Annotated in this window: 9 protein-coding genes and 1 pseudogene; 5 read left to right on the forward strand and 5 right to left on the reverse strand. The window is 58.4% G+C overall.

What is annotated here, in order from left to right; genetic code table 11:
- Positions 1-2: 2 nt before the first annotated feature.
- From ACRZ9X_RS11990 to ACRZ9X_RS12000, 3 genes are read right to left on the reverse strand one after another with little or no spacing between them, the layout of a single operon-like run.
- A complete protein-coding gene (locus tag ACRZ9X_RS11990; RefSeq protein WP_480519079.1) occupies positions 3-467 on the reverse strand; it encodes a carbohydrate ABC transporter permease in 465 nt (154 codons plus the stop codon).
- A 60-nt stretch (positions 468-527) separates the two neighbouring features.
- Positions 528-1,076 (reverse strand): extracellular solute-binding protein, encoded by a 549-nt coding sequence (locus ACRZ9X_RS11995; protein ID WP_480519108.1) that lies wholly within the window; start codon positions 1,074-1,076, stop codon positions 528-530.
- Positions 1,077-1,085: 9 nt separating this feature from the next.
- Positions 1,086-1,496: a hypothetical protein gene (locus ACRZ9X_RS12000; RefSeq protein WP_480519081.1), complete on the reverse strand. Its 411-nt coding sequence runs from the start codon at positions 1,494-1,496 to the stop codon at positions 1,086-1,088.
- A gap of 271 nt (positions 1,497-1,767) precedes the next feature.
- Between ACRZ9X_RS12000 and ACRZ9X_RS12005 the strand changes: the two genes are divergently transcribed.
- From ACRZ9X_RS12005 to ACRZ9X_RS12025, 5 genes and pseudogenes are all read left to right on the forward strand, one after another.
- Positions 1,768-2,646, forward strand: a complete 879-nt coding sequence (locus ACRZ9X_RS12005) for a DeoR/GlpR family DNA-binding transcription regulator (protein ID WP_480519083.1) — start codon at positions 1,768-1,770, stop codon at positions 2,644-2,646.
- 3 nt (positions 2,647-2,649) lie between these two features.
- A complete protein-coding gene (locus ACRZ9X_RS12010) occupies positions 2,650-3,648 on the forward strand; it encodes an SIS domain-containing protein (protein ID WP_480519085.1) in 999 nt (332 codons plus the stop codon).
- A pseudogene (locus ACRZ9X_RS12015) lies at positions 3,641-4,564 on the forward strand (ROK family protein). The gene ACRZ9X_RS12010 and the pseudogene ACRZ9X_RS12015 overlap by 8 nt, the downstream one beginning before the upstream one ends.
- Before the next feature lie 15 nt (positions 4,565-4,579).
- Positions 4,580-5,845, forward strand: coding sequence for a class II D-tagatose-bisphosphate aldolase non-catalytic subunit (locus ACRZ9X_RS12020; RefSeq protein WP_480519087.1), 1,266 nt, complete (start codon positions 4,580-4,582; stop codon positions 5,843-5,845).
- 8 nt (positions 5,846-5,853) lie between these two features.
- The gene (locus tag ACRZ9X_RS12025) at positions 5,854-6,234 is read left to right on the forward strand and encodes a hypothetical protein (protein WP_480519089.1); all 381 of its coding nucleotides are present in this window, start codon (positions 5,854-5,856) and stop codon (positions 6,232-6,234) included.
- A 114-nt stretch (positions 6,235-6,348) separates the two neighbouring features.
- Here ACRZ9X_RS12025 and ACRZ9X_RS12030 read toward each other — a convergent pair whose 3' ends face one another.
- Together ACRZ9X_RS12030 and ACRZ9X_RS12035 are read right to left on the reverse strand one after the other, a co-directional pair.
- Positions 6,349-6,627 (reverse strand): hypothetical protein, encoded by a 279-nt coding sequence (locus ACRZ9X_RS12030; RefSeq protein ID WP_480519091.1) that lies wholly within the window; start codon positions 6,625-6,627, stop codon positions 6,349-6,351.
- 111 nt (positions 6,628-6,738) lie between these two features.
- Complete coding sequence (locus ACRZ9X_RS12035) at positions 6,739-7,704, reverse strand: aldo/keto reductase (RefSeq protein ID WP_480519092.1); 966 nt, start codon at positions 7,702-7,704, stop codon at positions 6,739-6,741.
- Positions 7,705-7,974: the final 270 nt, after the last annotated feature.

The following is a 7,974-nucleotide window of genomic DNA, read 5'->3' on the forward strand; positions in this document are numbered from 1 at the left end:
GCTCAGAAGATATTGTCGGGCGACGTCCAGAGCGTGCGGCCCATCTCATCCAGACCAACGGCCTTGAGCGATGAATTCAGCAGCCCATAGCGCGGGTTGTCGATATGGGCCCGCATGGCCGACAGAGCGACAACCGAGACGACGTTGGGCAGGAAGAGCTCCAGTCGGAACAGCTTTTTGCCCCAGATGCCCGAACTGATCAGGATGGTGTAGAGGAACGCAAGAAAGAAGACGAAGAACCCGCCGACAAACAGCAAGGCCAGCGAGTTGCGGAAACTCAGCCAGAATGTCGGATCGTTCCAGAGGCGGCGATAGTTGCCAAGGCCGATGAACTTGGCCTCGGTCCCGAAACCCGACCATTCGAACAAGCTGAAATAGAAAGTAAAGCCGGTAGGGATCAGGAAAAAGCAAAGATAAACGATCAGAGCGGGCGCTACGAAGAACCCGATAAGTCTCTTGCCGATCATGTGCTCCACCCTGTCCTTTGATCGACCGGCCCCGGTGTCAGGGCCGGTCAGATGCTGAAATCAGCGGTTTTCCCAATAGCCTTTGGTCTGCTCGACCATGCCGTCAATGAACTCATCAACGGTGATCTGACCCAGGAACACCTTGTTGTGCATCGCCTCATAGATGTTGCTGGAATAATCCGCATAGGCAACCTTGAGACCCAGATTCTCGGACAGCAGGCTGGTCGCCTTGGCCACCGCCTCGCGGCTGTCCGCGATCACGTCAGCCCATTCGACCGAGGCATTGGCCACACCGATCAGCGCGTCATCCGCCATCTTCTGCTGCGCCGATTTGCTGAGTGCGAATTTGATGAAGTCCTGCGCAGCCTCGGCATCTTCGGCGCCTTCGGGGATGGCAAAGCTGACCGCATAGATGATGGTGTCGTTCACGTCACCCTTGCCGCCTTCGACCATGGGGAAGTTCATCGCACCCCATTCAAAGCCCTCTTCCACCTGATCGGCCAGTTCGATGGGCAGCCACGAGCCGACCAGTTCGGTCGCGGTGTCGCCGAACGCCAGAGTCTGCTGACCGGCAGGCCACTGATAACACTCGCTTTCCTCGGGAATCAGGCCATCGCCTCACAAGGCGGCCTCAAGCTCCAGCGCCTGACGCACGGCGGGGTCGCGCCATGTCTCGCCGGTCTTGTCTTCGTCCGCTTTCAGCACGAAATCGGGGCCTTCGATACGCGCCAGCAGGTAGTTGAACCAGTTGATGTTGTAGAATGCGATATCGCTTTCCACCGCGATCGCGTTCACACCGTTGGCCTGAACCGCCTTCATCGCGACCACATATTGCGCCCAGGTGGAGGGGGTCCCGACCGCACCAGCATCACGCAGTTGGGCTGCGGTGTAGAATATCTGGTACGTATAGAAGGCATAAGACATCTGCCCGACCGAGCCGTTCAGCTCGGTATTGGCCAGCAGCGCTGGGTAGATCGCGGCACCCACGGTGCCGCCATCGGGGGATTCAGCCGCAACCAGACCGACCAATAGGTGATGTCGGTTTTGGCAAAAGCCACGCTGGCAGTCAGACTGGCGAGCAGGCACAAACCAGAAAGTTTCATGTGAGACACAAGAATTCGCCCCTCAATGCTTCATCACAGAGGGCGTTATCGAATCGGACTTTAGGATCTCTAATGTAGTTTTGAATCATTTCTAGAGTTTTGCGCATCCATATTTTAGCTAATAAGGAAGATGTTTTCCTTGTAACTTCCATTACTGTAGTTTTACCTATATAGCAACGTAAGGGACGGGTTTCCATTTGACTGAGAATGCAGACATCCTGAAGCAGATCGAAAGTGACCTGCCGGAACTGTCGCGAGCCTTGCGAAACGTCGCCGAGTTTCTTCTGGCCAACCCGACCCAGTTCATCCGCCGACCCCTGCGTGAATTGTCCACGACCATTGGCGTCAGTGAGCCCAGCCTGATCCGATTCGGCCGCCGCTACGGCTTCAAGGGTCTGCCCGACCTGCGCATTGCAGTTGCGATGGCTCTGGCCACTCAGGAACGAAGCAACGGCGCTGAACTTGAACCGACCATTCAGGACAAGGAAGTTGTCAACAAACGAGCCAAACGCGCCGTTGCCGCGCTTGCCGCCGATTTGATCTCCAAAGATCACTCGATATTGCTTGATTCCGGGTCGACAGTGCAATTTATCGGCGAACATCTGCGGCACGCGTCGCCAAAGGTGTTGATGACAACGGGCGTAAATCTGATGCTGGCGCTGCACGATTGCCCCCAACATCAGTTGATGCTGACCGGCGGCATGTTGCGCCAGAACGCCATGTCGCTAAGCGGCCGTCTGGTCGAAACCACTCTAGAAGCCATGTCGTTTGACACCGTTCTTTTGGGCGCGGACCGGGTGGATCCGGCCCTTGGCCTGTCCACCTTCAGCGAGGAAGAAGCGCACCTGAACCGCGCCATGATCCGTGCCAGCCGCCGGGCTATCGTGTTGGCCGACGCCAGCAAGTTCGGCACAACCCAACTCCATCGCATTTGCGACCTGTCCAAGGTGGATGTCATCGTCTCAGACGCGACGATGCCCGTTCAGATGCAACAGAAACTGCGAAGCATGAATGTCGAACTCCATCTTGCCGAATTGCCTGAAACCACCTGGCCACCCCTGATCGAACGGACCTAATTTATGACCATCACGACCTGGGCGACGGAAACGGAAATCGCCGCACAACCGAGTATCTGGGAGAACTGGGCCGACGTTTTGCCCGAAATTGCTGTGGAGATCTCGGACTGGATCGCGACGCGCAGACCGGATGTGATATGGCTGACCGGAGCCGGGACCTCGGCCTTTATTGCTGATGCGCTGGCCGTTCAACTTGATGGGTTGTTGCACAATATATCAGTGCGCAATGTCCCGTCGACTGATCTTGTCGCGCGCCCGGCGGATTATCTGAAACCCGGGCTGCGTCCGCTGGTGGTGTCATTTGGCCGATCCGGCAACAGTTCCGAGACGCTGGGTACGCTGGACTTGCTCGATCGGATTTGCCCGGCGGCGGACCGGCTGAACATCACCTGCAACGCCACCAGCGCGCTGGCCACGCGCACCCATCCCAGATCTGGACAGCAAAAGGCAATCGTACTGCCCGATGACTGCCACGATCAGGGTTTCGCGATGACCTCCAGCTATACCACCATGCTGCTGACAGCGCTGGCCTGCCTGTCCGGGACCTCGGGGGCGGACATTTCCGACAATATTGGCAAACTGTCTTGCGCAGCCCGCGACCTGTTGCAGAACGCCCCCGACTTGCCGCGCCCGAAGCGTGCGGTTTTTCTCGGCTCGGGGCCGTATCTGGGCACGGCCCGTGAATCTGCCCTGAAAGTGTTGGAGCTTGCCGCCGGTCAAGTGGTGACCACGTGGGACAGCACGCTTGGGTTTCGCCATGGCCCCAAGGCCATCACCGATGACGCCACCACCACCATCAGCATTGGCGATCCCACTCACGGCGAAACGCCCGATCTAAGCCTATCGACGGGCCTGCCCGATGTCTGGAACACCGCGCTCTATGTGATGGTCGCGCAGATGTTGGCCGTCGCATGGTCGAAGTCGCTCGGTCTAAACGTGGATAACCCATTCGAAGGCGGCAATCTCAGCCGCGTGGTCAGCCATGTCCGCCTCTATGTCTGATGCTGCTGCCTGCGGTGGCATTGATCTGGGCGGCACCAAGATCGAAGCGACCCTGTTCGACGGCAACCTTGTGCCCCTCGCCTCGCGCCGCATATCCACGCCGCAGCAACGCTATGTCGATCTGCTGGAGGCGCTGACCAACGAAATCACGTGGCTGAGGGCTGAATCCGGGTAACCTGCCCTGCCCGTTGGCATCGGGATTCCGCGCCTGATCGATCCGATGACGGGGCATTCGATCACCGCCAACCTGCCAGCTAACGGAAAACCGTTAGGGACAGATTTGCAGACGCGGAGCCGTGGGATCATCCGTCTGGCCAATGATTGCAAGTGCTTCGCCTTGTCCGAGGCGGTTGGTGGCGCGGGGGAAGGGCAGCACACGGTATTCGACCTGATCATCTGCACCGGTCTTGGCGGCGGTGTTGTTGTCGACGGCGCATTGCTGCCGGGGCCGAATGTGCTGGCGGGTGAAGTCGGTCACATCGCCCTTCCCGACCCACTTGTGGCGCAGTATAACCTGCCGATTTTGCCCTTTGGGTGCGGCCGCCAAGGCTGCTATGAGACCTACTTGTCGGGCACCGGGATGGCGCGACTGGCCGCTGAACTCACCGGCATAAGCCTGACCGCGCCCGAAATTCTGGCGGCCACGGCGCAAGGCGATACGGGCGCCAGCCATGTATTCGAAGTTTGGCTCCGCTTCGCCGGAGAGCTTCTGCACAGTCTGCAACTGCATATCGACCCGGATTGCATCGTGCTGGGTGGCGGCCTCAGCAAGGTTGAGGGGCTGGAGCTTGACCTGGCCAACGCATTGTCCAGCGCTGCCCTGCCGGGCCTGCGCGCACCCAATATACTCAAACCGAAATTCGGCGACAGCAGCGGAACGCGCGGCGCAGCGCTGCTTGTGCGCCCCGAAGCCTGACACAGGACTGAAATCATGAGTTTCCTTGCCAAATTGAACGCGCGCAACCGGGCGGGTGAGCCTATCGCAATCCCATCGGTCTGCTCGGCCCAACCGGACGTTCTGCGCGCGTCATTGATGATGGCACAAGAGATGCAACGCCCGGTTCTGATCGAGGCAACCAGCAATCAGGTCAATCAGTTCGGTGGCTATACCGGAATGAAACCCGCCGATTTCATCTTCTTTGTGACCGGGCTCGCCGACAAGCTCGGCACAGATCTTGGCCTGATCCATTTCGGCGGCGACCATCTCGGTCCGCAAGCCTGGCGCGATGAGCCCGCGGATAGTGCCATGGCCAAAGCCAAAGACCTGATGCGCGCTTACGTGCAAGCCGGGTTTACCAAAATCCACCTCGATTGTTCCGAAGGTTGCGCAGGCGAACCCGCGCAGGTTGATGATCAGACTTCGGCACAACGTGCCGCCCATTTGGCCGCGATTTGTGAGACCGCAGCGCCCGACCCTGACCGTCTCAGTTATGTGATCGGCACCGAAGGGCCGCCGCCCGGCGGGGCCCGGGCGGATGAAGAAGGCCAAAGCATCACCCCCACCGATCCGGCGCACGCCCGTAAAACGCTGCAAATCCATCAGACAGCATTTGATGCCGTGGGCGTGGCGCAGGCATGGCCACGCGTCATCGGGCTGGTGGTGCAGCCGGGTCTGGAATTCGCCCCGACCCATATCGACCATTTTGACCGCAACGCGCCGGATCACTTGTCACAGGCGCTCTCGGATACACCGCATATCTGTTTCGAAGCTCATTCAACGGATTATCAGCATCCCGAGGTCTATCCGGACCTCGCCAACCGGAATTTCAGCGTTCTGAAAGTTGGGCCCGCCCTGACTTTTGCTTATCGTCAGGCCCTCTATGCACTGGATCATCTGCGCGGGTTGCTGGGACAGGACGTCTCGGACTTGATGACCCAGATGGAGCAGATCATGCTGGACCAGCCCGGGCATTGGCAGAAGCACTATGTCGGGACCGCATCCGATCTGCGCCTGCAGCGGCATTTTGGTTATGCTGACCGCATCCGATATTACTGGCCCGATCCAAAAGCGCAGAAGGCCGTGTCCGCTTTGTTCTTGGCGCTCGGCCCGGACTGCCCCCCTGATCCGGCGCTGAAACAATGTTTTTCGCCTCAGGTCATTGCCACGGCACGCTCGCTGCAAAACGAGGAAGAGGGCTGGGTCGACGCGCTGGTCCTTGCGCAAATTCAGCAGGCCCTGCGCCCCTATTTCTTCTGAGACTTCGAATGCGCGACGTCCTTCCAAAAGCTCTGTTCGACGGACAAAACCTGCTGAGCAATACCGCATTGGCCTGCGAGGGCGATGTTGTGGTGGACATCTTGGCGCTTGGTGCGATCCCTTCGGATGTGCCGGTCGCACAGATAGATGCGGTGGTCACGCCGGGCCTGTTCGACGTGCAGGGATCTCCGGCCGGAGCGCATATCACCCTGTCAGACCCGGTTGCTCGGAGGATCAATCACGTCGGAACAGACATCGCAGAAGCCGCGCGCATGGCCACGGCAAACGCATTAGACATGATGCGCCTGACCTGTCCTGGCATCGTGGGCCACCGTTTGAACAGCTTGGGATACATTCCCATGCATGTTGTCTGCGCCCGTTCCAGATAAAGCATCGGGATCAAATGGCTTTAATTGACTTTCTTTAGAATGGGGAAGCGCGGGCACAGCTTCGTTCCCGTGCAGCACAAACTTCTTCAATGCAAAAGAGCCCGCTTCGATCAGCTACTCGGATGCCAGCGCAATAGTCTCGCAGGGGCTGCCACATGCCCGGATCACACGAAAAAGGTCGTCGATCTCGGGTTCGATCGTGGTTCGGGTTGACCCGTCCTTTAGCCTGAGGGTCACCAGACGGCTATGTGCCTGCAAGGCCGCAGTCACCTCACCGCTATCGATCAGATCGACAGCTTCGGGCCACGGCAGAGTCTCCGTGGCCTGATCGGGATTGTCCGCACAAGCGGCAGCCCCGCTCAAAGCAGAGAATAACAGGGCATATTTCAGCATGTGTCTACAATAATTAAATTCCAGAGTTTTGTGCCAGCGTTTGCCATTCGAAGACCGGCGCATCCTGTGTGCTAGCCTGTACCCAACAGAGGCTGCAAGGCCCGTCTGCCGTTATCCGAACGAGCCATGGAAGGCGTCGGGAACCGGTTCGGCCATCGCTTGAAGATTCCGCCTCAGGCTGGATGGTTTTGCCGTTCCGATCAAAACCGACGATGCAAGTGGGTGGGATTTCGCGAACATTAACGCTGCGGTTGCAAGGGACAAACCCATGCCGTTCGCTTTGTCTTGCAACACTCTGACACGGTCCAATATCTCGGGCGACGCGGGCAGATAGTCATAGGTCGCCCCATCGACCGGACCAGTGGCAAGAATGCCGGAATTCAAGACTCCGCCCAGCACGAGGCTTGTGCCCTGCGCGCGGCATTGTGCCGTCAGCTCTGCTTCAGCCGAGCGGTCCAGAAGAGTCAGACGACCGGCAAGCAGAATGACATCAATCGGGCCGTGACGCATAATATCGAGACAGATTTCATTCTCGTTCACACCCAGACCAAAGGCCCTGATGCGCCCTTGTTCTTTCAGCTTCACCAACCGCTCATACCCACTGCCCAGAAAAGCTTCCATCTGGGCTGCGTTGTTTTCATTGTGGGTATAGGCGCCGATGTCGTGGACAAAAACAATGTCGGAAAACGTTGTTTGCAACCGTTCCAGACTGCCTTCCAGCGACGCTTCGATCCCATCCCCGGAATAGTCATAGCGTACAGCGTTCGGTAGCGGATTGATGAACCCATCCGTCTCGGTCATGGGCTGACCCGGCGACAGCACCCGCCCCACTTTGGTCGAGATCACATAGTTCGACCGGGGCTTGGAGGACAAAAACTGACCCAGCCGCTGCTCGGACAGGCCCCGGCCATAGTGAGGGGCGGTGTCAAAGTAGCGAATGCCGGCATCCCATGCGGCGGCCAGAACATCCTGCGCCTCGGCGTCGGCAACCTCGCGGTACAGATTGCCGATGCTCGCGCAGCCAAATGACAACTCGGTGACATGCAGGTCAGTTTGTCCGACTGGGTTGGTTTTCATCATGAACTCCACAAAGTTGGTGGGTTGTCAAAACCGGTAAGGAAGGTTGGGCGAACGCAGGATAAGTGACCTCAGCAGCCAGGATTTCGATGAGGGGCGCGAGGCCATCTGCTGGAACGACATACGCCAGGTCAACTCCCGCGCCGACCAGATAGTGATTTGACCACCCAACTGTTTTTTGCTCAGGCGGCTGGGTTTATTCCGCTGCCAGTTTCGACAGGAAACGGAAATCTCTGATACTTTCGGGTTTCATCTCGATTGAGAATCCGG

It is taken from the genome of Ruegeria sp. AL1 (genome assembly GCF_056540905.1).

Excerpts from the sequence above, each read along its gene's own strand:
- ACRZ9X_RS12025 (WP_480519089.1), top strand. The coding sequence starts at position 5,854 with ATGCGCGACGTCCTTCCAAAAGCTCTGTTCGACGGACAAAACCTGCTG.
- ACRZ9X_RS12010 (WP_480519085.1), top strand. The coding sequence starts at position 2,650 with ATGACCATCACGACCTGGGCGACGGAAACGGAAATCGCCGCACAACCG.
- ACRZ9X_RS11990 (WP_480519079.1), bottom strand. The coding sequence starts at position 467 with ATGATCGGCAAGAGACTTATCGGGTTCTTCGTAGCGCCCGCTCTGATC.
- ACRZ9X_RS12035 (WP_480519092.1), bottom strand. The coding sequence starts at position 7,704 with ATGAAAACCAACCCAGTCGGACAAACTGACCTGCATGTCACCGAGTTG.
- ACRZ9X_RS12020 (WP_480519087.1), top strand. The coding sequence starts at position 4,580 with ATGAGTTTCCTTGCCAAATTGAACGCGCGCAACCGGGCGGGTGAGCCT.
- ACRZ9X_RS12030 (WP_480519091.1), bottom strand. The coding sequence starts at position 6,627 with ATGCTGAAATATGCCCTGTTATTCTCTGCTTTGAGCGGGGCTGCCGCT.